General features: G+C 44.7%; 21 protein-coding genes and 1 pseudogene. 9 read left to right on the forward strand and 13 right to left on the reverse strand.

Translation table 11 applies throughout. The features are described 5' to 3' along the window. Positions 1 to 44 precede the first annotated feature (44 nt). Complete coding sequence (locus MHH25_RS21805; RefSeq protein ID WP_340018023.1) at positions 45 to 1,250, forward strand: MFS transporter; 1,206 nt, start codon at positions 45 to 47, stop codon at positions 1,248 to 1,250. A gap of 94 nt (positions 1,251 to 1,344) precedes the next feature. Here MHH25_RS21805 and MHH25_RS21810 read toward each other — a convergent pair whose 3' ends face one another. After that, positions 1,345 to 1,797, reverse strand: coding sequence for an Lrp/AsnC family transcriptional regulator (locus MHH25_RS21810; RefSeq protein ID WP_017687134.1), 453 nt, complete (start codon positions 1,795 to 1,797; stop codon positions 1,345 to 1,347). A 170-nt stretch (positions 1,798 to 1,967) separates the two neighbouring features. Here MHH25_RS21810 and MHH25_RS21815 point away from each other — a divergent pair, with 170 nt between their 5' ends. Continuing rightward, entirely contained in the window at positions 1,968 to 3,152 is a 1,185-nt protein-coding gene (locus MHH25_RS21815; RefSeq protein ID WP_340018024.1) for a serine hydrolase domain-containing protein, read from the forward strand. A 58-nt stretch (positions 3,153 to 3,210) separates the two neighbouring features. Here MHH25_RS21815 and MHH25_RS21820 read toward each other — a convergent pair whose 3' ends face one another. The 4 genes from MHH25_RS21820 to MHH25_RS21835 form a co-directional block, all read right to left on the reverse strand. After that, a complete protein-coding gene (locus MHH25_RS21820) occupies positions 3,211 to 4,572 on the reverse strand; it encodes an amino acid permease (protein ID WP_340018025.1) in 1,362 nt (453 codons plus the stop codon). A 679-nt stretch (positions 4,573 to 5,251) separates the two neighbouring features. Beyond that, complete coding sequence (sigK, locus tag MHH25_RS21825; RefSeq protein ID WP_017687130.1) at positions 5,252 to 5,950, reverse strand: RNA polymerase sporulation sigma factor SigK; 699 nt, start codon at positions 5,948 to 5,950, stop codon at positions 5,252 to 5,254. A gap of 130 nt (positions 5,951 to 6,080) precedes the next feature. Next, positions 6,081 to 6,260 carry a hypothetical protein gene (locus tag MHH25_RS21830; protein ID WP_100528529.1) on the reverse strand — a complete coding sequence of 60 codons (180 nt, stop codon included), beginning with the start codon at positions 6,258 to 6,260 and terminating at the stop codon, positions 6,081 to 6,083. A 219-nt stretch (positions 6,261 to 6,479) separates the two neighbouring features. Continuing rightward, positions 6,480 to 7,412: an alpha/beta hydrolase-fold protein gene (locus MHH25_RS21835; RefSeq protein ID WP_076318821.1), complete on the reverse strand. Its 933-nt coding sequence runs from the start codon at positions 7,410 to 7,412 to the stop codon at positions 6,480 to 6,482. Positions 7,413 to 7,944: 532 nt separating this feature from the next. On the opposite strand from MHH25_RS21835, the gene MHH25_RS21840 reads away from it, so the two are divergent. After that, a complete protein-coding gene (locus MHH25_RS21840) occupies positions 7,945 to 10,317 on the forward strand; it encodes a hypothetical protein (RefSeq protein WP_340018026.1) in 2,373 nt (790 codons plus the stop codon). Between the two features lie 66 nt (positions 10,318 to 10,383). On the opposite strand, the gene MHH25_RS21845 is transcribed toward MHH25_RS21840, so the two are convergent. Continuing rightward, the gene (locus MHH25_RS21845; RefSeq protein ID WP_340018027.1) at positions 10,384 to 11,631 is read right to left on the reverse strand and encodes an MFS transporter; all 1,248 of its coding nucleotides are present in this window, start codon (positions 11,629 to 11,631) and stop codon (positions 10,384 to 10,386) included. A gap of 26 nt (positions 11,632 to 11,657) precedes the next feature. Further along, complete coding sequence (locus tag MHH25_RS21850) at positions 11,658 to 12,584, reverse strand: ADP-ribosylglycohydrolase family protein (protein ID WP_340018028.1); 927 nt, start codon at positions 12,582 to 12,584, stop codon at positions 11,658 to 11,660. A gap of 499 nt (positions 12,585 to 13,083) precedes the next feature. Between MHH25_RS21850 and MHH25_RS21855 the strand changes: the two genes are divergently transcribed. Beyond that, on the forward strand, positions 13,084 to 13,752 hold the full coding sequence (locus MHH25_RS21855; protein ID WP_036615249.1) for an HAD family hydrolase: 669 nt from the start codon (positions 13,084 to 13,086) through the stop codon (positions 13,750 to 13,752). 47 nt (positions 13,753 to 13,799) lie between these two features. Then, positions 13,800 to 14,972 (forward strand): mannitol-1-phosphate 5-dehydrogenase, encoded by a 1,173-nt coding sequence (locus MHH25_RS21860; protein ID WP_340018029.1) that lies wholly within the window; start codon positions 13,800 to 13,802, stop codon positions 14,970 to 14,972. A gap of 211 nt (positions 14,973 to 15,183) precedes the next feature. Here the strand turns inward: MHH25_RS21860 and MHH25_RS21865 are convergent, their stop codons facing one another. The 3 genes from MHH25_RS21865 to MHH25_RS21875 all read right to left on the reverse strand — a co-directional run bounded on the left by MHH25_RS21865 (position 15,184) and on the right by MHH25_RS21875 (position 17,810). After that, positions 15,184 to 16,074 (reverse strand): hypothetical protein, encoded by an 891-nt coding sequence (locus MHH25_RS21865; protein ID WP_340018030.1) that lies wholly within the window; start codon positions 16,072 to 16,074, stop codon positions 15,184 to 15,186. Between the two features lie 142 nt (positions 16,075 to 16,216). Beyond that, the gene (locus tag MHH25_RS21870) at positions 16,217 to 16,870 is read right to left on the reverse strand and encodes a YkyA family protein (RefSeq protein ID WP_338706675.1); all 654 of its coding nucleotides are present in this window, start codon (positions 16,868 to 16,870) and stop codon (positions 16,217 to 16,219) included. Between the two features lie 37 nt (positions 16,871 to 16,907). Beyond that, the gene (locus MHH25_RS21875) at positions 16,908 to 17,810 is read right to left on the reverse strand and encodes a polysaccharide deacetylase family protein (protein WP_256721299.1); all 903 of its coding nucleotides are present in this window, start codon (positions 17,808 to 17,810) and stop codon (positions 16,908 to 16,910) included. Between the two features lie 228 nt (positions 17,811 to 18,038). Between MHH25_RS21875 and MHH25_RS21880 the strand changes: the two genes are divergently transcribed. Further along, entirely contained in the window at positions 18,039 to 18,983 is a 945-nt protein-coding gene (locus MHH25_RS21880) for a DMT family transporter (RefSeq protein WP_340018031.1), read from the forward strand. 63 nt (positions 18,984 to 19,046) lie between these two features. Beyond that, positions 19,047 to 19,883 carry a sulfurtransferase gene (locus tag MHH25_RS21885; RefSeq protein WP_340018032.1) on the forward strand — a complete coding sequence of 279 codons (837 nt, stop codon included), beginning with the start codon at positions 19,047 to 19,049 and terminating at the stop codon, positions 19,881 to 19,883. 233 nt (positions 19,884 to 20,116) lie between these two features. On the opposite strand, the gene MHH25_RS21890 is transcribed toward MHH25_RS21885, so the two are convergent. After that, positions 20,117 to 21,673, reverse strand: coding sequence for an acetamidase/formamidase family protein (locus MHH25_RS21890; RefSeq protein ID WP_340018033.1), 1,557 nt, complete (start codon positions 21,671 to 21,673; stop codon positions 20,117 to 20,119). A 290-nt stretch (positions 21,674 to 21,963) separates the two neighbouring features. On the opposite strand from MHH25_RS21890, the pseudogene MHH25_RS21895 reads away from it, so the two are divergent. Next, positions 21,964 to 22,113, forward strand: a pseudogene (locus MHH25_RS21895) (sulfurtransferase); the annotation flags it as partial. Positions 22,114 to 22,174: 61 nt separating this feature from the next. Here the strand turns inward: MHH25_RS21895 and MHH25_RS21900 are convergent. Then, positions 22,175 to 22,762 carry a DUF1629 domain-containing protein gene (locus tag MHH25_RS21900; protein WP_340018034.1) on the reverse strand — a complete coding sequence of 196 codons (588 nt, stop codon included), beginning with the start codon at positions 22,760 to 22,762 and terminating at the stop codon, positions 22,175 to 22,177. Between the two features lie 68 nt (positions 22,763 to 22,830). After that, positions 22,831 to 24,618: an AraC family transcriptional regulator gene (locus MHH25_RS21905; RefSeq protein ID WP_340018035.1), complete on the reverse strand. Its 1,788-nt coding sequence runs from the start codon at positions 24,616 to 24,618 to the stop codon at positions 22,831 to 22,833. 442 nt (positions 24,619 to 25,060) lie between these two features. Between MHH25_RS21905 and MHH25_RS21910 the strand changes: the two genes are divergently transcribed. Beyond that, a complete protein-coding gene (locus MHH25_RS21910) occupies positions 25,061 to 25,987 on the forward strand; it encodes a phosphotransferase (protein ID WP_340018036.1) in 927 nt (308 codons plus the stop codon). The last annotated feature ends 9 nt before the right edge of the window (positions 25,988 to 25,996 follow it).

A 25,996-nucleotide genomic window follows, 5' to 3' on the forward strand; every position in this document is an offset into this window, starting at 1 on the left:
ATAGTTCTGGATAGGATTAAAATATAAGAAATGAGGTTTTATTCATGACCGCTCACACATCCCTCCCAAACCAAGGGGAGATTCCTTCCATATCTTCAAAACGCCTTCCGTGGGCTGGGCTTCTTGCATTAGCCATGGCGGGATTTATTTGCATCCTCACTGAAAGCTTGCCTGCGGGACTGCTGCCGCAAATCGCAAAAGACTTGGGGATCACAGAAGCCCTCACAGGACAGTTGGTGACTCTTTATGCCATTGGATCACTTGTTGCTGCCATTCCCTTGACTGCTGCTACACGCGGATGGAGACGCCGACCTCTACTGTTAGTATGCATTAGTGGTTTTCTTGTCTTTAACACCGTTACCGCCTTATCGTCAGATTATATCCTTACACTTGCTGCTCGTTTCATGGCGGGAGTCTCTGCGGGTGTGTTATGGGGCATGACAGCTGGTTATGCTCGTCGAATGGTCCCGGATTCGTTAAAAGGTAAAGCCATGGCTGTGGCTATGGTCGGCACACCCGTGGCACTAGCTCTTGGTGTTCCAATCGGTAGTTTTCTCAGTTCTTATATCGGCTGGCGCCTCATCTTCGCGATTGTATCTCTTCTGACCGTAGCTTTAATCGTATGGGTTCTCTGGAAAATGCCGGATTTTGCCGGAGAGCCAGCTGGTGAACGTCTTCCGCTGCATAAGGTGTTTTTAATTCCGGGAGTTAGGCCTATTCTGTTTGTTGTTCTGGCCTGGATGCTTGCCCATAACATCCTATATACCTATATTTCTCCCTACCTTGCCCAGACCGTATTTGCTAACAGAGTCGACTTGATTTTGCTCATTTTCGGTTTTACTTCCATTGTTGGAATTTGGTTAACCGGCATGCTCATTGACCGATTTTTAAGGAGATTGGTTATCATTAGCTTGGCATCATTCGCTCTGGCCTCTGTCGTGATGGGAATCGCTACTCATCAACCTGTGATTATTATCCTTGGCGTCATGATCTGGGGACTTACGTTTGGCGGAGCCGCGACACTGTTACAGACTGCCATCGCTCAAGCCGGAGGCAAAAGCACAGATGTCGCCCAATCGATGCTGGTTACAGCATGGAATCTGGCGATTGGCGGAGGAGGCATCATCGGGGGCATCCTTCTTGAAGTATTTGGAGCAGGATACCTTTCTGGGGCGCTGTTTATCTTGCTTATTCCTGCGTTGCTTGTAGCTATGCGTGCTTATAAATATGGATTTACCAGAGCAAATTAACAGGAAGGCATTTTGCATGAGTTACATGCAGGAGGAAAGAGGAGTTCACTTGATGTGGACTCCTCTTCTGTTTTTCATTTTAAAGACCAGAATCTTATTCTGCCTGTGCCAACAGATTTGGTCCTTCCACTAGATTCTTATGTGCAATTGGAGAAGACATGGTGATTAAAGTCATGTAAGTACCGTACGGATCACACTTGTTCTGAAACTCCTCGAGTCCCTGAATGGTATCTGTGAGGATTTTCAGCAAGTAATTGTACTCTCCGCTTATCCGATAACATTCCACAACTTCAGGTGACGCACGACAGAAATCCAGAAAAGGATAACAATCCCGCGTACGAAAAAGAACATAGGCCGTGCTCTGCTTGCCCAATTTGGATGGGGAGATTACGGTTCGATATTCCTCGATGATTCCCTTTTCTTCCATTCGTTTGACTCGTTCAGTAACGGCGGGCTGAGATAACCCCACCAGTTTGCCTAGTTCGGTCATGGATAATCTCGCCTGATTCTCCAAGTGATACAGAATATGCTGATCTATTTCGTCCATGTGATCCTCTCCTTTAAATACATAAGATACATTCAGAAATTACCTTAAGTATATTCGCTAATCCATTATAATGCCTTTAACAAACCATGTAATACAAGATCAATCATTTATATAATAAACACAGTTATCCCGAGAAATCAAATACATCAGTTGGTGAGAGGAAGATAAACATGGGAAAAGAAGACATGACGACATTGCACACTTATGTGGATGAAGCTATTGATCGCGCTCTAAGCGAAAAAAGAATTGTAGGAACAGTTGTACAGGTTGCATTAGGAGGGGAACTGGTATATAGCCGGGCTGCTGGTTTCGCAGACAGGGAGCAAAAACGCACCATGTCGGAAAACGCTCTGTTTCGACTTGCTTCCGTAACCAAACCTATTGTCTCGACAGCAGCTCTGGCATTAATCTCACAAGGAAAGCTGAGTCTGCATGATCCGGTGACACGCTGGCTTCCTGCATTCCGGCCCAAACTTGCTAATGGTCAGGACGCTTTAATATCAGTACATCAGCTGATGACGCACACCGCAGGCTTGACATACCGTTTCTTCCAAGAAGATCAGGGGACCTATGAGGTTGCAGGAGTATCGGACGGAATGGATTGGTCTGAAATTAGTCTGGAGGAGAATCTGCAAAGACTGGCTTCTGCTCCTCTTCTGTATGAGCCAGGCAACATGTGGAGATATTCCATTGCGACAGATGTACTTGGTGCCGTTATCGAAAAGGTAACTGGGATGTCACTACGAGAAGCTGTCCAAACGCTGGTTACTCATCCACTCCACATGACCGACACTGACTTTGTTGCGGTAGATTCGGAACGATTGACAGCCGCATATGCTAATGGTACTGAAGAACCGCGTCTTCTTCATCAGGAGTTGGAGCTGATTCCTTTTATTGAGGGTACTGCTGGCTTCCGACTGTCACCCAATCGTGCGAATCGTACTTCTGCTTACTTATCGGGCGGAGCGGGTATGGTTGGAAGTACCGGAGATTTTCTTACTTTACTTGAAGCATTACGACAAGGAGGACAGCCTCTCCTTACAGAAGCCGTTGCGGCTGAGATGTCTACCAATCAAATCGGGGATCTCGTGATGCCATACTGGCCAGGCAGAGGGTTTGGCCTTGGTTTTACCGTACTTAAAGATCCTGTCGCAGCTGGTACACCGGAATCCCCGGGTACGTGGCGAATGGGTGGAACTTACGGCCATTCCTGGTTTGTTGATCCAAAAGAAGAACTTAGTGTTGCAGCATTCACCAACACGGCACTTGAAGGGATGTCGGGCCAGTATACCACCGATATCTGTGATGCCATCTACGCGAGCATTCGTGAAGGCAGAGAGGCTGCAAGAATTTAAATACGAATAGCCACCCAATATCATTGGGCGGCTATTTATTTGGCAACGATGGTAAGACCTACTGTCTGTTACTGCTCAAATTTTTCTTTTTAAAAAGGTAGATCCCCGCAACAAGAATAAACCACACCGGCGTGACAAACAGTGCCACACGCGTGTCATCGGCCAATGCCAATACCACTAGCACAAACGCCAGGAATGCCAGGATCAAGTAGTTCGAAAACGGATATAGTGGCAGTTTGAAGCGGCTGCGACTCGCCAGTTCCGGCTGAGTACGACGATATCTGAGATGACAGATGACCATGATGCCCCATACAAAGATGAAACACACGGTCGACACGCTCGTGATCAGCGTAAATACACCTTCTGGCATGATATAGTTCAGAACAATTGCAATCAAAATAACAATTGTGGAGAAAAACAGCGCGTTGGAAGGGACTTTCCTCTTGTTCAGTCTTGCAAATGATTCTGGTGCGTTGTGATCCTTTGCCATGGAGAACACCATACGGCTTGTACTGAAAATGGCACTGTTGCACGCTGACGCTGCGGAAGTCAGTACCACGAAGTTCACAATGCCTGCGGCGGCTGTAATACCTACAGCGGCAAACACTTGTACAAACGGACTTTCAGTAGGCACAATGGCGTTCCACGGATAAATACTCATAATAATCAGCAGTGCGCCAACATAGAAGAGCAGTACCCGGATCGGAATCTGGTTAATGGCTCTCGGAATAACCTTCTCCGGGTTCTCCGTTTCCCCTGCTGTGAGTCCCACCAGTTCCATGCCTACAAAGGCGAATACCACCATCTGGAACGATATGATGAATCCATGCAGTCCATTCGGGAACCATCCCCCATGACTCCAGAGATTACTGAAGCTGGCTGAACCCTGATCCGTGGTAAAACCTTTGAAGATCATATATAAACCAACAACAATAAGTGCCAGAATAGCCACGACTTTAATTAGGGCAAACCAGAATTCCATTTCACCAAACAACTTGACCGTCGCCAAGTTCATGATTAATAATATGACCAACGCAATTAACCCCGGCATCCACTGAGGTACATTTGGAAACCAAAACTGCGTATACAATCCAACGGCGGTAATGTCAGCCATAGCAATGGAAATCCAGCAGAACCAGTAAGTCCACCCTGTAATAAATGCCGCCATATTTCCCAGGTAATCACGCACGAAATCGACAAAGGAATGATACTTCAAGTTGCTAAGCAGCAGTTCTCCCAATGCACGCATGATCAGGAACAATACAACACCCGTAATAATATAGGCCAGCAAGATAGATGGTCCTGTCAGCTGGATCGTTTTGCCTGCTCCAAGAAACAGACCTGTACCGATCGCACCTCCGATGGCCATCAGCTGCACATGCCTGTTCTTTAATCCCCTTGTTAACGTTTCTTGCTGCATGATCAACCACCACTCTCTTTCTGTACATGCTCTCTACGATGCAAAATATTATTACTCATCATATAATAATCTGCTCAGAATACATATCCCTCATTTATATTTTTTTTGCACAGCAAAGAGGCCACCTTTGTAAAAGGTGGCCTCTTCATATGCTCCTATTTCATGCCCCTGGCTTTTAAAACTTAAGTTGCATCCGATCCATACTATTCATCAGCCTATGTACATTCCTTTGTTATTCTCATGCCATGTCATGCTGATAATACACATCTATAGAAGTATTTTAAAATAAAAGCCAAGCATAGAGCGGCAACAACTAAAAAGGTAATCGCTAATGAACGTTCGTTTTTCCAAATTCGAATAGCATTTGCAACACTAATCATCGATAGCGCAATATAGTTAAGAACACTTGAATACGATTGGAACATGTTATAAACGATCATAATCATCCCCATGATACAGATTAACAAATACCACACTGGAATCTTCTGAAAAAGCTGCTTCATTATGATGTACTCCTTATATATTAAATTGGTCTGTGTACAAGATATTCTTCAACGGGAATGGAAATTCCTTTATTTAGGTCATAATCCCAAATAATTAATACTATTTAGATCCAGTTTTAAGTATCTTCACAGTAAAAAGGGCTCCCGATAAAGGCGCCCTCTGGTCTGTTCGACAACTACTTTTGCTTATAAAACTCATGATACAGCTTCATTAACGCTCGTTTTTCAATCCGTGATACATAAGAACGTGAGATGCCCAGTTCCTTCGCAATTTCGCGTTGAGTTCGTTCCTCCCCGCCTGCTTCCAGGCCAAATCGACCAATTACAACTTCCTTCTCCCGGTCATCCAGGATATCTAGATTGCGATAAATTTTGCTTTTTTCAATCTTGAGCTGTACCCGATCTACAACATCATCAGCTTCTGTGCCAAGGATGTCGATTAATGTAATTTCATTGCCTTCTTTGTCCGTACCGATAGGGTCGTGCAGGGATACGTCTTTGCGTGTTTTCTTCAGGGAACGCAGATGCATAAGTATCTCGTTTTCAATACATCTCGCCGCAAATGTGGCAAGCTTCGTGCCTTTGCCTTGTTGAAAACTTTCGATCGCTTTGATCAAACCAATGGTTCCGATGGAAATCAGGTCTTCCTGATCTTCACCCGTATTGTCGAACTTCTTGACGATATGCGCGACGAGGCGCAGATTGTGTTCAATGAGCAGATTGCGAGAGTGGGCATTTCCTTCAGCCATAAGGCGCAAATGTTTGGCTTCATCACCCTCAGCCAGTGGCTGGGGGAACGCATTATTTTTGACATACGAGACGAGTAACGTTAACTCTTTAATGAATAGAGCAATTGCGGTAAACAATCCGGGCACAGATGACACCTCCTGCAGTTTTACAACGATCTGGCCTGAGCACATGTGGGAACAGGGTCGATCTATTGTATGTAGGCAGAGGCCCAGAAGTGCACGTACACTTGAAAAAGGGGATGATCTTGCGAAGATTTCACAGACTCACAGAAACAATGGAGCCCACCCGCTGAAGCAGGAGAAATTCTTTTTCCACACTTTCGATAAAATATGTTTTCTCCCCAAATATAACGACATCGTTCTCCGTTAAGGTAACCTCACTTTTGAAATAAATCACATTGTCCGTTTCCCGGAATGCACCTTTGTAATAGAACATCCTATTTCTCTCCTTCATGTATCTACCTATGTAATTAACTACCCGCTCCATGTGGATCTGCTTCCTTCATGCTAACATATTCTCTCTCATTCATCATGTCATATTCGCACACTAACCAACATAAAGCCCCAGCCCTGTGCAGAACAGAACTGAGGCTACATATCGATATGAATTCCTGTTTCTCCTGTCGATTGCTTCAAGAAGCTAATTCAAATTAAGTTATTTGAAAATGCGTTGAGAGAACTGATACAGTCCACTGTTCCAGACAGATGGTTCGTGTCCACCTACATCCAGATAAAAGGTATGCGGAATATTCATGCTGCTCAAGCCGTTTTTGAAGTTCTGGCTGACCCATAACAGACCGTCACTTGATCCACAGGAGATCCACAACAATTTGAGTTGGCTGGCTACTTGTCCCGGGTTGGAAACCAGCTGTGATACAGATTGCGTATTCGGTGCAGCCGAGAAGGCCCCTACCCAAGCGAAGGTATTCAGATTTTTCAATCCGAAGTTAAGCGACTGCCCACCACCCATGGACAGTCCGGCTAGCGCACGACTATTCTTGTCTTTGTACACCGGATAATTGGCCTCGATATGAGGAATCAGATCCTTGAGCAGGTCTTGCTCAAACCGTTCAAACGCAGCCACTTTGTCCGGAGCAAAAATGTCACCGACTGGACGGTCGTCCTTCATGGCACGGCCATTCGGCATGACAACGATCATCTGGGACAACTTACCTTCAGAATACAGGTTGTCCAAAATGTTCTTGGGTTTCATTGCATTGACCCACTCATGCTCATCCCCGCCGATGCCGTGCAGGAGATACAAGACGTTATACTTTTTATTCGGAGAATATCCTGGCGGTGTATACACGGTCGCTTTCCGTGTATTGCCCACCGTTGTGGAGTAATAGGATATCAGATTGGTATTTCCGTGCGGAATATTGTTTCGATAGCCATCAAAACCCGGTGGTGCCGGCACCACCGGAGTATTAGCAAGCGCATTGTTTGCGTCATTGCCGGATACATTCATAGATTCATACGTTGTGTTCTGAGCACCAACCTCGCTGGAATCCGTAGCAAAAGCCATTGTTGGGGCAATCATGGCAACGATCATCGAAAGACTTAAAAGGATTGTAATACGTTTTTTCATCTCAATTTCTCCTCTCAATTTTGTCAAACTTAAGTATGCGTTTCTCGAAGTTTCACTGGATTACGCTTGATGCTGAAGTTCAACTTTTTTCTAACGCGGTGAAGCAAGCTTCCTCTCAACCCAATATTGAAAGCCCTTACAACAAACGAGTTAGATCACCTCCCTTCCCTTCAGAAAAACACTGAAACATGTAGATTTTACTCTGTTTTCCCGACATAGAATTACTTATATAGTATATTTAAACTTATTTATCCATTTTTTGCAACAATATTTTCATTTCTAGCGATTCAATTCAATGATCTTATAGCATCAGAGTTTTTCTTCTTTCTTCTTTATTTTCGAATCATAATTAAAAATTGTAAAATACTGTTGTTAAATTGAATATTTTACCTTATTATAGCTTCCATAGGGGGGTGTCTATGAACAATTTCAATAGATTCATAATATTTTTCTTCTGAGATATGCTTACGCAAAAGTTTCAACGTTTCGGCCACCAATATCTTTTGCAACTACTTTATTTTCTGGGAGGAAAATGATGATGTTCAATGTACGCTTTTCGATCAAAAAAGCATGGGCTTCATTCCTGGTTATTACATTATTGCTGCCTTTACTTGTGGGGTTATGGCCATCCAATGTCTATGCTGCATCTAACAATGAAGGAAAAATATCCATAACCGCAGATGATGAATTCACACTTTTTATAAACGGCAGACAGACGGGAAAAGGCACCGACTGGGCCAAAGCCTATACGTTCCCTGTGCCGATTCAATCTGGCATCAATGTGATTGCAGTTCAAGCGAAGGATATAGGCCTCTATGCGGGACTGCTGGCAGACCTTAGCTACGGGGATGAGAATCTGGTTACGGATTTCAACTGGAAAGTATCTGAACGATATATCGAAGGTTGGGAGCAACCCAATTTCGATGATTCGTCATGGTCACGTGCTACTGACTTCGGACGGTATGGCAGTGATCCTTGGAAACAGATTAGTGGCATGCCTGAGGAGACCAGTGCACGCTGGATCTGGGCAGGCAAGACCAATGTGAATGCTCCAGTTTCAGAAGCATATTTTCGAATCTCATTTAACATCTCCGAAGATGGACTGGCTATTAGCAATCCCATTTCTTCTTCAGGTCAATTCGAGCAAGTCGATTATCAGTTAAAACCGACCCAACCCATGCCTGCTTCCATGGTGAAGAGACTTCCCGTGGTAAATGCCGTCTTTGAAACGGTGGAAGAGAAAGGTTCTATAGAACTTAGCACCCAAGAGGCTGCCCAGATCGGTAATAACCTAGCTCCTGGTCAGATCTTTCTCGATCAGTCCTCTGCCCGGGCTATCAAAGTTACAAGCGTCAATAGAAGCTCTGGTGGTATGCGGGTAGATTACACCACTCCGGGTGTGGAGGAATTGTTCGATTACTATGATATTCCCGAGCAGGAGGTCTCGTTCGAAGAGCGCAATATCGTCATGCCTGATCCTGAGATGGTATTGGATAGCAAGGAATGGCTTGTTCAGGAAACCCCTTCCTTGTTAGAGACCGATATAACTGACGATGCTGAAATGCGACAGTTCAACATCGACAACACGATTCAAAATGATTTGGATGCAAATACGGACATGGTTGCGGATGCAGAAACAATGGATATCGCACCCATGGACATGAATGATACAAATGATATGGATCTGAATGAAATAAACTCCACGGAATTAACTGATATTAATTCAACAGATCTGAATGATGTGATTCGTGCTGCTGGAGCAGGTGATTTTGCCAATTGCAAAAAATCCGGCAATGAGTTTGTCTGTGATTTCAAGAAGGTACTTGTAAATCAACAAAATGCAAACGGTAACAAAGTGTTCGTTGAAGCAGGTGGCAAGCTCACCTTGATTGCACCCAAAGTTACGGGGAAATACGGATTTTGGGGAAAATATGATCTGAAATTTACTGCTGGTGAGAAAGCCAATATCTATATCAAAGGTGATGCCAAGTTCAAAAAAGAAGTCAAAGTTCCAATCATGGGCTTCAACATTGGTGCTGGCAATCTCGGAGCCGTATCTGTCGGCGTTTTTCTGGTCATCGGTATTGACGGCAACGTCACCTTTGAATTTCAGGTCGATCAGGGATACACGGTTACCGCGGGAGTCAAAGGGAAAACACGTGTCTTTATTCCCGTGAAGATCCAGCCTTACAGCAGTGTGAACAGATATCTTACGGTAACCCATAAAATTGAAGGACAGATCACTGCTTGGGCAGGAGCCAAAGCGGAAGTCGGTCTGAAAATTGCCGGCAAAAAAATACTTGAGGTAAGTGTTTTTGCCGGCATTGAAGGCACAGGGAAATGGACAAGCAGCAATAATGTACCCAGTACCATGTCTCTAAAGATTGATGCTCTCGTCAAAGGAGAAGGAGCTGTATTTAATAAGTCCTTCAAACTCTTCGAGCTGCGCTGGAATTTGGTGAATCTGGTGAAAACCCCTACCAATCCGGGAACCGGACAGAACCTGGCACGAAATGCTGCCATAACGGTAACTTCCACCTATCCCGGGTATTCAGCAGCCCGAATCAATGACGGGGATCGTAACACGGCCTTGGGGGAAAGTTATAGCTGGGCCAATAACCGTAATTCCTCACTTCCCCAATATGTCGTCATTGATTTGCCGGCATCGAGTTCAATCCAGCGAATTGATCTGTACACCACCCAGGGATACCCGCTTGCCAATTATGATCTGCAATACTGGAATGGCTCAAATTGGGTGAATCTTGTACAGATTACAGGCAATCAAGAGTTAACGCGTTCACACACATTTTCAGCAGTCAGTACCTCCAAGATCCGTGTCGTAGCGAGTAAAGGTCCTTCCCATCAGCCAACCTATGTGCGAATCAATGAGCTTGAAATCTATTAAAACAGCATACCCAAAAAGCCTCAGCCCTTGGTTACACAGGATGGCTGAGGCTTTCTTGACATCTGTTTAGTGTACGGATACTGGATTAACTACCTCTGCACCCTCGGGTGAAGCCAGTCTGTCTTTCATCAACAGACTGATGAACAAACCCAGTAAACCCAGTGCAGCAATTACTGCAGCATACAAAGGCACTGAGATAAGTCCTGTATGCGTAATTGCATACCCACCCATATAGGCACCAGCGGCATTTCCCAGGTTAAATGCCGAATGACTTGAGGTTGTCGCAAGTAGCGGTGCTTCACGAGTCATATTCATAATCCGAATCTGAAGTCCCGGCATAATACCAAAAGCGGCAACCCCCCAGAAAAATATCGTGAGCACTGCCAGATACGGATTCTCCAGCGTCAGCGTGAGCACTGCCAGAAGAACAGCAAGGATACCAAAGTTGACGATTAACGAAGGCATCAGCTTCCAGTCTGCCAGACGGCCGCCAACCAAATTGCCCAAGGTTACACCGAAGCCAAACAACACCAGAATCCAGGTCACACTTTGCTCCGCAAAGCCGCTAATATCCACAAGCATCGGCGTAATATAGGTGAAGACTGTAAACAAACTTCCGCACCCCAACGCCCCAATAAGCAGAACCAGCAACACTTGTGGACGAACCAGATTCCGAAATTGCTGTCCGAGGTTCGCTGGTGCTCCTTGCGGGAGGACGGGAATGAATCGAATGATACCAATCAACGAAATGATGCCCAAGATCGTAATCGCCCCGAAAGATGACCGCCATCCAAGCTGTTGCCCGATAAACGTACCAAACGGAACGCCAATAATGTTGGCAATCGTTAGTCCCGCGAGAACAACCGATACCGCTCCTGCCCTTCTCTCGGGCGCAACAAGCCGCGTCGCCATGATTGAACCTACACCAAGGAACGTACCATGAGCAAATGCCGTTAAGATCCGTGCTGAGATTAGCAACCCGTAAGTAGGAGCAATGACAGACAATGCGTTACCGATAATGAAAATGCACATCAGCAGCACCAGCAGTTTTTTCTGCGGAATCTTGTGTGTAAATACGGTCAATATCGGCGCACCTACCGCTACACCAAGCGCATATCCCGTAATGAGTTGCCCAGCCTGCGGAATGCTTACATTCAGGTCTGTTGCCACATTGGGCAGCAGACCCATAATAATAAATTCAGTCATACCAATCGCAAAAGCTCCTATCGTCAGACATAACAGGGATAATGGAAACGCCCCTCGTTTACCTGACGGTGAAACCTGTGGTTGTACTGTGTGTCCAGTCGTGCTCATAGATGTTCTCTTCTCCTGTCTCTTAATCAACGATTTTCTGTCGCCTTCAACCACAAGGCATCGGTTAGTTGTTCGAACGTTTCACGCATAGCCAGCTTGTCCCGCCAGTGTGCCGGAATACCACTCAATCCATAATAAGCACCTGCGATCTGCCCATACACCGCACCTGTAGTGTCCGCATCATCACCCAGATTAACAGCTAACAACGCGCCTTCTTCAAAGCTTGATGACTTATGAAACGCCCATAGTGCTGCTTCAAGTGAACGAACCACATAGCCGCTGCCCTTAATTTCCGGCGGTTCTTTGCTCTGATAGGAACCCATAACAACCTCTTCAATAGCAGGCGAAAAAGTAGGTTCTTCCCTCCACTGTCTGCATGTCTCCGGCATCAGCATGACGCTCTTGTCCGCTCCGCGCAGACCGGCAACAATTATGGCGGCCAGCACTTCACATGCTTCCACGCTTTCCGTTGCAGCATGTGTTGTCCGGGAGCTCAGCCCAGCATAGTGGACCGCCTCGTTTGGTTGATTAGCGTAAGCCATCACGACAGGTGCAAGCCTCATGATAGAGCCATTGCCCGCCGTCATCGGGTCGGTTGATCCGCTGTAAGCTTCTCCAGTTATCTCAAACCTCTCCAAGGCACTTCGCGTGGCCCCGCCGATATCAAAGCAATCGCCTGTGCTGCTCATATACCCGACCTTGTACCAATTGGTGTATCTGCGCATCTGATCCGCAGGATCAAAGTCTGCCTTACGTACCAGACTTTCTGCCAGACACAGAGCCATGGATGTATCATCTGTCCACTGCCCTGCCTCCAGCCCGAATACGCCGCCACCCACGATATCCGTTACGGGTTCAAATGCGCCCGGGCTACTGAATTCCACGGTAGTTCCCAACGCATCACCCGCTGCAAGCCCGATGAAGCAGCCATTGAAACGGTCCTTTTGCAACATGCTTATCTTCCTCCCTTACTCCATATACTTTTACAACCTTTCTTCCATTCTCCCACAGGGCCTGATCTGGCGTAAAGCTAATAAAATCCAATAAATTCAGCTCCATTTCTTCTATTATAAAAGTGTCGAAAGCTGTTGAACGGCCAGACTATCCAATTTTCATAAAAAAAGTTTTATTTTTTTGAGCTGTAAAAACAGTTTATTCAGTACACCGCTTACATGCAAAAGGGTTAACGGTTTGCAACGTTCATCATTTTCTGAAAACAAATCATACATGTGAAAATTTTCAATGTAAACAATCATGACGCGCTTGACCCTTTGGTTTGTCCTATGTTACGGTTTTATTAGCTTCAAACGCATATTTTTTCCCAAATTAATATTCGTTTTCGGTGTATTGCGTCAACTAATATCCCGCAGGTTAATGAATACAGGGAATGAATTTGCAGAAAATTTTCACTTTTTATCCCCAAACTAATTCTGAAACAGGAGGAACAAATTTATGATTAAGGCACTGGTGTTTGATTTCGACGGAACGATTATTGATACAGAGACAGCATGGTATATTGCTTTTCGTGATGCTTACAAGGAACACGGCGTAGATTTAACCCTGGAGATGTATTCACAATGCATCGGTACCAGTCTGAAAACATTTAATCCATATGAGTACCTCATCACAGATTTGAATCTTCCGATCGATCGGGAAGAGTTCAGGGAATCCGTTCAGTTGCAGCACGCTGCATTGATGAACAAAGAAAAGGTGCGTCCTGGTATTCAGGAATATCTTGAACAAGCACGTGAAGCCGGACTGAAACTCGCTGTAGCATCCAGCTCCAAACGGGAGTGGGTTGAACAACATCTGGAACAACTGAAACTGAAAGATTATTTTGAAGTCATTCGTACGGCAGATGATGTTGCAAATGTGAAGCCTGACCCGGAACTCTATACTCAAGCACTTGAAGCCCTTGGAGTAACTGCAGACGAAGCCGTAGCGATTGAGGATTCACCTAACGGCGCGCGTGCAGCTGCTGCGGCTGGTATGCACTGCGTAGTCATATCGAATACCATCACAGGAACACTGGAATTCGATATGCCTCACCAACGGCTGTCTTGCTTGACTGACCTTACATTTAACGATTTGATTTCGAAGCCACTCGTCACTACCGTCTAAGGTCTGCACGAATTTCGCGATTTAATCCTTAAAGGGGGAGTTCACACATGAAAGCTGTACATTTTGGTGCGGGCAATATAGGCCGCGGTTTTATCGGTCATATGTTGTCCGCTTCCGACTACGAAGTCTGCTTTGTCGCACGTAACCCGAAGAAAATCTCCATGCTTCAAGAGAGACAGGAATATCCGATTACACTTGCCAATAGAGATCAGGACACTACGATTGTCAACAACGTGACGGCTATCAATGTGAATGAGCAGAATCTCGTTGCTGAAGAGATCGCTTCAGCCGATGTGATCACAACCGCGGTGGGTGTATCTGCACTCGGAGATATCGCCGAACCGATCGCCAAAGGCATTCAACTTCGCATGAAAAACGATAATCAGGCTCCACTGCATATTATCGCTTGCGAAAATGCCATCGGTGGTAGCACCAGGCTGAAGAAACGCATTTATCCATTTTTGGATGAACAAACTCGCAAAAAAGCCGAACGTTATGTTTCTTTCCCCAATGCAGCTGTGGACCGGATTGTTCCGGCTCAAAACCACAAAGACCCGCTGCAGGTCACTGTTGAACCTTTTTACGAATGGGTCGTTCATCGTCCAGCACTTCTGGATGGATTTAAGAAAATAGATGGCGTCCACTATGTGGATTCGCTTGAACCTTATATCGAGCGTAAAATGTTTACGGTCAATACAGGCCATTGTGTCGCCGCATACTTCGGCTATCTCGAAGGATTCAAGACGATCCGCCAGGTGATGAGTAATTCCACCCTTCGAGCCAAAGTGCGCCATGTTATGGAAGAGACCGGTCAGATGCTTATCCAGAAGCACGGATTCAACGCTCAGAAGCATAACAAATATATCGACACCATACTGGAACGCTTCGCCAATCCCAACCTGACGGATCAGGTCACCAGGGTCGGACGTTCCCCCCTTCGCAAGCTTTCGCCTCATGATCGGCTTGTTCGCCCAGCGCTGCAGGCCAGTGAATTCGGAATTGAAATTCCTCATTTAACTTCTGCTATGGCGGCCGCAATGCTGTTTAATGAGAAACGCGACGAGGAAGCCATGAAGCTACAACACATGATTCGCGAAGATGGCGTCTCCGCCTTCATCCGTGAACGCATGGGAATTCCCGACGAACATCCCGTTCATCAGAATGTAATCGCCCGTTATCAGGAACTCAGAGGGCGCAAGGAATCGACCATACTAACCTGAGTAACGGATCAGGGCATGGGTTCGATCCTGCAAACTGAATAGAAGCACGGCCAAGAAGCCGGGAGGAACCTATGCAGCAGCATCGCTCCTTCCGGCTATTTGTCTATGCACGGCACGGTACATCTATCTATATTGTAGTAACGTTAATAAAACAGCGCATCTCCTCTCTCAAGGAAACACGCTGTTTAGGGAATCTTTTTAATTTAATTTTCTACTCATTCATAATGGAATTGAGGGATGCATATGCCATGGGCAGGAAACCTTCCGAAGGTTCACCAATAGGCGCTTGGATGTGGAAAATGAAACCATTGCCGTCCAGTTCTTTGACAATAAAGTACTCTGTTTTCTTATCATTCTGGGACATCATGTATAATCTTGCATCCTTCATCGGGCCGTTGCTGAGTTGTTCAGCCGTTAACTGCTTCACTTCTCCGGTCTCGGACAACTCTTCCTTGGCATCCATCTTCAGCGTATCCAGATTGTAATTCGCCGGCAGCTTCTCAATCTCTACCTCATAATCCGGATCAATCTTCATTGTTAATTCATGGTCTTCAGCGTCAAAAGCCATCGGTTCAAACACATAAAGTGAATAACCTTTCGCTTGTGCCAATTTCACTGGACGTTTCTCGGTTATTCCTTCTACCGTCACTTCCAGCTCCGATGTCTTCGGACGATCGGACGTTACTGTACCGCCTGCATTGGAACCGTTATTGTCATCACTCGATTCAATCTTTGCAATCTCTGTAAGTACCAACTGTTTCGTTGTTGCATCAATCGTTTTCTCTACATATTTGAAACGAACGGAATCTTCGTCATCGATATCATCCAGAGACTTTTGCAGATCTTCGCTCACCTGGAATGACATCGGCTTCTCATTCACTCGAATCTCAACGGTATGCGGATCAGCCCATCCAGTCAGAATACCTTCTGCTTCTATTGCAGCACTTTCATTTGGTTGTTGCTCCGGTGCTGGTGACTGTTCTTCCGTATTATTCACTGTTGGCTGTGCAGCAGGATTACTGTTCCCACAAGCCACAAGCGAGAATCCCATAAGTAAAACCAGGAGTGATGCACTGACTTTCATTGTATTTCCTTTTCGCATATGAACACCTCCGTTAGCTTATACGCAATGATGCTTGTCCATGTTGCTTCTCATCCATTGGCTTGGCTGTATACTAGTACTTACACGGGAGACAGGCAGCTCAATCATGCAAAATATCTGAATCGTTGCTCAGATCCTCTGCTCAGCTGGCCTGATCCATCTGTACCAGTTTGGCATTGGCTCCGTTAAACGCTTTGGTCTGGAGGTTAAATTGCTTTCGGAATTCAGCAAGCTTCGCATATTCGCTATTCCGTACCCGAATGGCTCGCTTAATCTTAACCAGATTAGGTTCTGCACTTTCTCTCATCAGATCATACAACTGTTCATCGGCACTCAGACTCAGCTGATACGAGGCAACAAAATTTTCCAATGCACGTGCTCTAGCTTCATATTGATTCAGCACCTTTTCTGCCTGTGCCAACGTTTCTTCTTTTTCAAATGATAGCTCCTTAAGGGAACTGCGCAAGGCCACCGTCTTCTCGTTGGTCTGTTCCATGGCCTCTTCCGCCTGTTTCAACAACGTTCTTCGTTCATGGATATGATCTGCTGCCTGATCCAGCAGTGCTTCGAGATCACTGTTTTTGTTCTTGCCTTTGTCTAAAATAGACTTGTATAACTTCATATCTTCCTGCTCATGACTGGTCAGCGTCTTCAAACTCTGATCGATCTCCTGACCGCTGAGCACCAATTGGTTTATCTGATTTGCCGCAGGCTCCTGCGGATCTCCACAACCACTCACCAGCAGAATTAGCAATACACTAACTGCCGCAAGCGCCACTTTTTTACTCGTTAGCACCAAAGTCCTTCCTCTCTTGCATCATCTTGTTGTTATATTACAAGCGGGTATCTCCGCTAAAATTGGCTACCCAGTGTGCATCCGGATCGTATACTTCGAACTCGTAACCCCGATCTTCGAGTAACTTCAGAATGCGTGGTAAAGCCTGAACCGTCTGCTCCCGCTCATGCATCAGAATCACTTCCTTATCCCGATGTACACTTTTGCTCACCCGGGCCACAATCTTGTCCGGCTGACCGGGAAGATTCCAATCGAGTGAATCTGTCGTCCAGTCCCACAGTTTGAACCCGGCCGCAGCAATGTCCCCTCTGAACTTTTCACCGATCTGTGGACTGCTGCCATAAGGTGCACGAATCAGATGAGGCGTAAAACCAATCAGGTCCTGCACCATCTTCTGCTCCTTCTTGAATTCTTTCACAAAATTTGCAGAACTGCCGCTCTTATACAGCTTTTTATAGTTATGCGTCATGCTGTGGAGTCCAGGATAACTGCCTTCTTTCAACAGCCGTTTCACTGCTTCTGGATGCTGATTCAACTGACGTCCGATCATAAAAAAGGTAGCCTTCGCCTCATGCTGCTTCAATATATCCAGCAGTTGTTCTGTATATTCAGTTGGCCCATCATCAAACGTTATGTATGCCAATTTGCGAACCTGGCCCTGGAACCGTGCCGGCTCCTCCTTCGCATCCGGAGTAACTTGTATCATGCCGAGCTTGGCCGGCTGTTCGATTACAGTAATCGGAGGCGGCGCCACAACGCTTTTGATCCAATGCGTCATGCCAAAGAATACATATGTAATACCGGTAACGAACAGTACCAAGAGCATTAGAGCTATGATTACCCTTCCATACCGGATTTTTCTTCGTTTATGTGTTTTCGTGCGACTTGTGCTAGGCGGAATACTGCCACGCTCTCCCGCTCTCTCTTGTTGAACTCTCACTGTCATGCCACTTCCTTACTTTCATTTTTTCCCGATTATTGGTATATTATCTCGTTTCATGTCTCTATATAGAAGATTAATAGAAAAATGGATCGGGAGAATGACAGAATAGTTACAAGCCCGGTTACAATCTACTTATCTCTTCGTTCTCTTTATCTTTCCTGCGGTTGTCTTCTCCTGTATAATGAAGTGATTTACGCTATCAGACTTCAAGAAGGAGCTACACCCATGACAAGCTTGAACCGTGCCGGCAGATCCATCTATCTGTTATTCTTTGTCGGCATTATCGCCATTTCTTTCTCTTCGATCTTTGTACGCTGGTCTACCGCAGATGTTGCGGTCATTGCCATGTACCGTCTATTTCTGACCAATCTGTTAATGCTGCCTTTTGTCTGGAAATACAGACATGAGATGATGCGGCTGAGCTTACGGCAGTGGGGCTTGCTGCTTGCATCCGGTGTGATGCTGGCCCTTCATTTCCTGCTCTGGATGGGTTCGCTGCGGCTCACCAGTGTTGCCAGTTCCACAGTTATTCTCGCGCTGGAGCCTATACTGATTCTTGCCGGTTCGGTATGGCTGTTCAAAGCCAAAATTAACCGCATGATGATCATCGGCATGGGCATCGCCCTGCTTGGATCAATCGTCATTGGCGCAGGAGATTTCCAGTTGGCAGGTACTGCCCTGCAAGGTGATGTCCTGTCTTTACTTGGCACAATCGCAGTCGCCGTTCATATGCTGCTGGGTCAATTTTTGCGTGCGGGACTTAGTGCATTTTCGTATAACTTCTGGGTGTTCTTCGTAGCTGCTTGCACGCTGGCGGTATATAATCTGATCATGGGCCACCCGTTCGGAGGTTACGCTACGTCAGAATGGGGAATCTTCCTGCTGCTCGCCATTGTGCCAACGATCTTTGGACATTATCTCTTCAACTGGCTGCTTCAATATATGAATGCCACGACGGTATCCATGGGCGTACTTGGGGAACCCGTATTCTCTTCATTACTAGCCTGGATGCTGCTCGGCGAATCCCTCAGTGCTTTACAAATGTCTGCCGGGGTGGTCATTATATTCGGGGTATGGATCTTCATTCGATATGGCAAAACCAAACCTCAACCCATTCCTGCTGCTGCTCCTATCGCGGGCAAAGGGCCTGTTGAACCTACTACGGTATAACGAATTCATTCGTAATGCACAGTTATAAACGACTCTACCACTCTCATAAGGCGGTGTATTTTGATGAAAAATATTGTATCCATGCGCTGGCTGCTCGCCAGAATGTATGAACCGGATGTCGTCATTGCAGATTGCCGATTCTTGCTCGGTCAGCCGGAGGCTGGAAGACAAGCCTATGAAGCTGGACATATTCCAGGAGCTGTCTATCTCGATTTGGAAAAAGATCTGTCTTCTCCTGTGTCTGCGCACGGAGGACGTCACCCGCTTCCTGATCCGACTGTGCTCGCAAGTCGTCTCTCCAAAGCTGGCATCGGCTCCAATAGTCGTATTGTTGCTTATGACGATCAAGGCGGAATGAATGCATCTCGGCTATGGTGGCTGCTTCGCTATATCGGTCATGAACAAGTGTATATCATGGACGAAGGTTTCTCCGCTTGGAAAAACGCCAAATATCCGGTGACTACGGATGTGCCGGTTCAGATCCCATCTTCCTTTGAGGTGAACGTACAGCCAGCCATGCTGGCAAGTGTTGAGGATGTGCAGCAGGCTTCGGCAAGTGGCAGTGTCGTGCTAATTGACTCCCGTGATGCTCGCCGTTATGCGGGTCTGGAGGAACCGATTGATGCCAAGGCCGGACATATTCCGGGTGCGGTGAATTATTTTTGGAAAGATGTGTTGGATTGGGATGGACGTTGGACAGATACTGGGGTGTTAGAAGAGCGTTTCAGTAAGCTGGACAAGGATGGTGCAATTATCGTGTATTGCGGTTCTGGCGTCTCGGCCTGCCCTAACGTGATTGCGCTGGAAGAAGCGGGATTCTCGAATGTGAAGTTGTATTCCGGAAGCTGGAGCGACTGGATTAGTTATGATGAGAATCCGGTGGCTACCGGGGAAAATTAAGAATGTAACGAGGGTGCACATTATCTCAAAGAGGAATACATCGCTAGGTGGCTTATCTGCCCCGGCGATGTATTTTTCTATGTTCGGAGTCAACATCAATTCAACAACACAACCCAGTAAGTATTTAAAAGCACACAGAAGTAGACATCAAGTGGCAGCTTTTTTTGATTCATGATAACGGAAAAAACCGTGATGGATATCTGTCCACCACGGTTGAATAATGAAATCTATTATTACTTTTTACTTAACGATACATTAGCTGTTAACGTCTTGTCGATCGTCGTCCAGTTTACATAAGCACCTAGTATTTCATTAATAACAGAAACCGGAACTACGGTTTCGCCATTTAAAAGCTTTGGTACGTTACTATTGAACACCAGTTTATTGTTAATTGAATATACATCTGAACCAATTTGAGCACTTATATTTTTCGTGCCTAATTTGATTTGCGTTGTACGCGTCTTATGATCCCACACTACTGTACCACCCAATAGCTCGGAAATGGTTCGAATCGGTACGTAGAACTCATTGTTATGAACAACCGGTTTGATTGTCGTCCCCCCTACATTCATTGCAACGTCAACATATTCGAGGAAATCGGTCTTTCGAATGAGTCCATGAACCCCTTTCGTTCGGTCTACCACCTGAGATACTTCATAATCCGTTGCCGCCGATAGGTAAGCATAAGCTACACCTCTATCCATATCAAGCTTATCGGATAAGAATTGAATCGATTCACGTACGGATTCTTTCATGGCTTCATCCAAATCAGGGTCCAGTCCAATTGGAATCCAATAATCCTCGGTTTCAGCAAAGGGTTGCGTGAATTCTCCGCTGTGTGGTAGTGATGGATCACCTTTCTTTAACACCGTTAACCGAACTGTCCCCCTTAAGGAAGCTTCCAATGCAGTTAACGCTACTTCTCCATCTCCTTGAGCAAAGTGTGGATCTCCAGTATAGAATAACCCGCCTTTAACTTGAATCGGATAATAAATAGTTGCACCAACACCCAACTCATTAATATCCATATTGCCTCCTGTTTCAATAGGTGGGATAGAACTCACAACTTCACTGGTATTTGGTGCAACCCCCATAACACCTAGAAACGGGTTAATTGGGAAACGTACATTTTTGCCAGCTTTTGTTGGTAATACTCCATACCAATTGCCGTTGATTTCTTCAATAGGCGTAAATATAGATACATTATTATATAATTCTGGTTTTGTTGCGCTAGCTCCCTCTTGTGGGCCTGTATTTTCTGGAAATTCGTTAGGAAGGGCACCTTTACCATGGCGGTTAGAAATGACACCATATGGAACTCGAGTTTGCAGCGAAAGGACTTCTACTTTAAGAACATCTCCTGGCTCCGCTCCCTCAACCGCTACTGGCCCAGTGATAATATGAGGTCCGTCTTTTACATACTCATGCTTAATCGCAGAAGCCGCAATTGCCTTCGCATCATCCAACACTCCATCGGGTGAGATACCGAATTTGCCGAAGTACTCCACTGGACTTCTCCCTTGATCTTCTATCAATCCCTCATGCGATACCGTATCAAATGTTACAGCACTTCCTGATGGCACAGTAAGAATCGGAGAGCTGTCTCGATTGGGCAGTGATCCCCAGCGAATGTTCTCAATCGCAGACGTTACATAATAATCACCTTCTACCTTATCGATGGTTGTCGGTTGCAGCGGCATACTAAAGCCCACTGAAGGTAGAGCAAATGTAAACATACTTATAATCCCTACTGAAACTCCAAATCTCCTAATCGTTCGGTTAATAAACATTACGCTCCCCCTCTTTACTATGTAATATTTTCTAACACAAATAAACACTAACATATAAATAAATTTACAACAATATTTTTTTGTTAACAAACATAACATTAACGAGCTACATTTCAAGAATAAACTTATAACTTTTAAAAAAAACTGTAAATATACTTGCCACAACTAAGTCATGTAAAACTTAAATACATTTAGTTAACTTAAGGATCCTTCTTCAGAGATTTGAACAAACGAAATTAAGTTACAGGAAAACTATGTATGTCTTTGATGTTTATGAACCCGCCCCAGGAATACTACTGCACTCCGGTTCAGGCTTAATCACCTGTCCACACGTGATTGCACTGGAAAAAGCGGGATACTCAAATGTGAAGTTGTATTCCGGAAGCTGGAGTTACTGGATTAGTTATGAGGAGAATCCGGTGGCTACCGGGGAAAAATAAAGACTAAGAGCCCACGTTTTGCGTGGGCTTCTTTGTGCTTTCATTATATCCATGTAGCATTTTAGATGCTTACATTTCCGACCTCTGTCACGTTCAGATTCAGCCTATGTTTTCGGCATACTTCGTAAAAATCTTTTGAAACAATGGGTTTGAAGATATTTATATAATCCAGCATAAAAAATTCATGCTTGCCAATTCGCTCTTCATGAAGGCAGATTTGAGATACAACTTTGACGATCTTACGTGGAGGTTGTTGTACAGATGCAGCAATGACCGCTTTGCGCCCATATTCCGAACGTTCATAATCAAAAATATCCAAACGATCAAGCTGATGTGCAGTCCAATAGGTTTTTTCAACCGCACGACCATCGTGGTAACACACCGTTGTCGGAATAAACTGTGTATTTGTTTTCGTTTCCTCCAACAGCGTTTTAAAACGATCTGATACGTGTCTCGTTCCTGTGATCGTCTCAAAATAATCTACGTTCAGGTTACGCACCGTAGGCACTAACTCAACCTCTGCCGTTGTCCCCTCAGGCAACGGATTCTCTATCGCCAAATAATTCATATCTAATTGGGGAGTGAAAGTTGTTCCGCCACTAATAAACCCTCTACGTGGATATTGAGATTCCAGAAAATAATAGTTCAAAAGAATGATGTCTCCTTTCCAAATAAAGTTCCTTTCAATCAATTATACAGGTTAAGCGGCCCCTCCAATTACTCCGCGGTTTTAAGCAAGTTATCCACAATAAAATCAAGCTGTTTGTCTAACGAATAAATATCATTGTAGAAAAATAAACCAAAGCTCATATCAATCAGACGTCCTTCTTTGACTGCGGGGATGTTATTCCAAATTGAATTGTCTGACAGATCAACCATTCCTTCAAAGGAAGAACGGAATATATAATCACCCACATATTCAGGTAATACTTCATAAGAAACGTCCTTGCTTGTAGCATCGTTTCTTGCATTTTCAATTTCACGTTGCAAGACTTCAGGTGCTTTCATCCCTAAATATTGATAAATAATCTGCGACCCCCGGCCATAACCCAAGCCTGTCATTACAGCCATGGAACCTTTGTTACTTTCCATAATTGTGACGGTTTTATCCAAGATACCTGCTTGTTCAAGTTTTTCCTTGCTTTGCTCAACCTTTTTGTGAAGGTTATCTAACATTTCCTGAGCTTGTCCCTCTTTACCCAAAATTTCTCCAAGCAAATTCATACGTTCTTCTACTGGCAGGTCATAAGGAATATATACTGTAGGGGCAATCATTTTAAGTCCTTCATATATTTCTTCATTGGTAACAATAATGAGATCGGGATTAAGCGCAGTTACTGCTTCCGGGTCCGGATTAAATGCTCCTAATGAGGTGGCACCTTCCAGTTCACTCGCAAAAGCCGCTCCTTCTTCTACAGAAGAGATCCCAACAGGATTTACGCCTAAAGCAAGCAAATCACCCATTAAATACAGGACAACTACTCGTTGTGGGTTAACCGGTACTTCAATATCCCCTTTTAAGGTGGTTACGGTTTTCATTTGAGATTGTGTATCTGTATGGTTAGCGTTGTTGGCCGCTACCTGATTCGTTGGCTTCTGAGAACCTTCATTAGCTGCAGGACTTCCTGCCCCACCAGTTGAACAAGCACTAAGCAATAGGGTTAAACAAAGTAATAATGTGATAGCCAGGGGTGTCTTTCTACTTCTGTACATCAATAATTCCTCCTCAAATATATGCTGATTATGATAATCATTATCAATATATAAGGAAGTTAGATCCTGTACAATGCCTAATCGTGCCACAGTCGATGGTACATTAGGACTTTCATGCTGCTTTCGATAACGAATAGGTGCAATCCCCATATATTTTTTAAATATTTTAGCAAGATAATAACCATCCGGATAACCAACAGCCTTGGCAATTTCCTGTAAAGTAGCATCTGTAGCAAGCAGCAGTTCCTTCGCTTTGTTCATTCGGATTTGAATGACAAAATCAATCGGACTATAACCAGTCTGGCGTTTGAATAGCCTTGATAAATGACGTGGACTGCTGTCCATAAGCTCTGCTAACAATTCCATTGTAATGGGTTCAGCATAGTGTTCCTGCATATAGTATTTCATTTGTGCTACCAGGTCTGGCTTTATTGTTGGCACGCGCCCATTGTGGATTTGCCATAACAACTCGTATACAAATTGATAAAATAATGACTTAACATGGAACTGTTCCAGTGCCTCATGCTCTTCCCAAGCTGTCATCATGTATTGTACTTTGCTTAACAAGGAAACAGGCTGATCAGGTGCAAAGCCGTATTGAAGCTTGAAGGGATTACGGTGCTCCATCAAAGCCAGAATATCCTGACGTTCAGGCAGTGGGATGATGGCTTTATAATAAATCATATAATAATCAAGGACCTCTTCAACAGGTAAAATGTTCAGACAACAGCCCTTCCCACCATGTAAAATATGGAATCGCGATACCTGATGATCTTTTCCATCCAACTGCATAACAGCATTGCCACGCACCGTGTATAAGAAACAGCTCGCAGGGAATCGATAGGAGTGAAGTCCCTCCTTCCCCTGCATAGTTATATGGCGAATATCTATTATTTTAATAGATGCCTTGTTCCATAATAAAAGATGTTCATTGAGATGTAAGATGGCTTCCCAGCTCCTTAAAATCTTTGGTCATATTAGTCAGTAGAGAGTCAACTTGCATGCAAAATAGGGGCCGGATCACCCACTAACGTGAGTACCCGACCCCTTGCTTTGATATACATATGAATATACAGACCTTAATCAACACTTTAACAGATTGAAAAGAAACAGTCTATATTTTTGGGAAAATATTCTATATATTTAGGTTGCTGGCCGGCAAAATACATTTGAAACGGAGCATAAATCGATGATGTCCAACAACCATCTTACTCGTGAAGAATTACAGGATTATGTGCAACATGTATTTGGTGCCAGTTACCTCATAACGCAGAGCGCAAGAATACATGGAGGCGCACAAAAAGTTATTTACAAAATTGACTGCACGAATGGTTTCACTTGTATGCTGTACGTTTGGGATATTTCCAGCAACTATTTTCAGGAAGAGATCTTGAATGAACCCACTTTCCACAGTTCCTATGGCAGCGAACTTTTCTCTTTGAATACTCGCTTTCTCGCTCAACATGGAATTCGAACACCGATCTTGTATGATCTAAATAACGATAGAGACCAGCACTCTTATGATTTTGCTCTTGTTGAGTATGTGGATGGACAGAAAGCCGAAGCGTTTTTCCAGCATAAAAATCACAAAGATCGGGATGAGTTGTTTCAACGGATCAGGGATATGTTGTCTAATATGCATAACATCCAAAGAATCGTTTATGGAAACGCCAACGATAACAGTAAAAAGGCTGGGCCTAGCTACCAAGTTCAGCGGTTAGATGCCGAAACAGCCTTATCCTATGCATCCAAACACATGACAGATATAAGGAAAAATGAAGAAAGGTTGCTTGAGAAACTTTACGAATTGGAAGCAGCAATTCAATCTAGAGATCTCTATAGTTTCATTCATGGAGAGTTAGGTCCGGATCATATATGGATAGATCATGCTATGCAACCATGCCTTATTGATATTGAGGGCGCAGGATTCTTCGATCTCGAACATGAGCATAGCTTTCTGGAGTTTCGATTTGGAGACTTTTATCATTACTTAAAAAATAACGATCTCGACCCGGAGCGGATGACATTTTATCGATTTTGCCATCATTTGTCCTTGATATCAGGAGGACTGAAACTGTTTCACAGACAATTCCCCGATCAGCAATTCGCTAGGGGGCTTGCAGAGTATCATGCCAGATGTGCAGTTCAGATGCTTACCTAAAAAGTTTAA

This window comes from Paenibacillus sp. FSL H3-0457 (assembly GCF_037981725.1).
GTDB classification, from domain to species: domain Bacteria; phylum Bacillota; class Bacilli; order Paenibacillales; family Paenibacillaceae; genus Paenibacillus; species Paenibacillus amylolyticus.

What these genes read in the sequence shown, in the direction of transcription:
- MHH25_RS21815 (WP_340018024.1), top strand. Translation starts at nt 1,968, where the DNA reads ATGGGAAAAGAAGACATGACGACATTGCACACTTATGTGGATGAAGCT.
- MHH25_RS21845 (WP_340018027.1), bottom strand. Translation starts at nt 11,631, where the DNA reads ATGAGCACGACTGGACACACAGTACAACCACAGGTTTCACCGTCAGGT.
- MHH25_RS21860 (WP_340018029.1), top strand. Translation starts at nt 13,800, where the DNA reads ATGAAAGCTGTACATTTTGGTGCGGGCAATATAGGCCGCGGTTTTATC.
- MHH25_RS21810 (WP_017687134.1), bottom strand. Translation starts at nt 1,797, where the DNA reads ATGGACGAAATAGATCAGCATATTCTGTATCACTTGGAGAATCAGGCG.
- MHH25_RS21885 (WP_340018032.1), top strand. Translation starts at nt 19,047, where the DNA reads ATGAAAAATATTGTATCCATGCGCTGGCTGCTCGCCAGAATGTATGAA.
- MHH25_RS21830 (WP_100528529.1), bottom strand. Translation starts at nt 6,260, where the DNA reads ATGTTCTATTACAAAGGTGCATTCCGGGAAACGGACAATGTGATTTAT.
- MHH25_RS21890 (WP_340018033.1), bottom strand. Translation starts at nt 21,673, where the DNA reads ATGTTTATTAACCGAACGATTAGGAGATTTGGAGTTTCAGTAGGGATT.
- MHH25_RS21865 (WP_340018030.1), bottom strand. Translation starts at nt 16,074, where the DNA reads ATGCGAAAAGGAAATACAATGAAAGTCAGTGCATCACTCCTGGTTTTA.
- MHH25_RS21835 (WP_076318821.1), bottom strand. Translation starts at nt 7,412, where the DNA reads ATGAAAAAACGTATTACAATCCTTTTAAGTCTTTCGATGATCGTTGCC.
- MHH25_RS21855 (WP_036615249.1), top strand. Translation starts at nt 13,084, where the DNA reads ATGATTAAGGCACTGGTGTTTGATTTCGACGGAACGATTATTGATACA.
- MHH25_RS21850 (WP_340018028.1), bottom strand. Translation starts at nt 12,584, where the DNA reads ATGTTGCAAAAGGACCGTTTCAATGGCTGCTTCATCGGGCTTGCAGCG.
- MHH25_RS21840 (WP_340018026.1), top strand. Translation starts at nt 7,945, where the DNA reads ATGATGATGTTCAATGTACGCTTTTCGATCAAAAAAGCATGGGCTTCA.
- MHH25_RS21805 (WP_340018023.1), top strand. Translation starts at nt 45, where the DNA reads ATGACCGCTCACACATCCCTCCCAAACCAAGGGGAGATTCCTTCCATA.
- MHH25_RS21905 (WP_340018035.1), bottom strand. Translation starts at nt 24,618, where the DNA reads ATGCAGTTGGATGGAAAAGATCATCAGGTATCGCGATTCCATATTTTA.
- MHH25_RS21820 (WP_340018025.1), bottom strand. Translation starts at nt 4,572, where the DNA reads ATGCAGCAAGAAACGTTAACAAGGGGATTAAAGAACAGGCATGTGCAG.
- MHH25_RS21880 (WP_340018031.1), top strand. Translation starts at nt 18,039, where the DNA reads ATGACAAGCTTGAACCGTGCCGGCAGATCCATCTATCTGTTATTCTTT.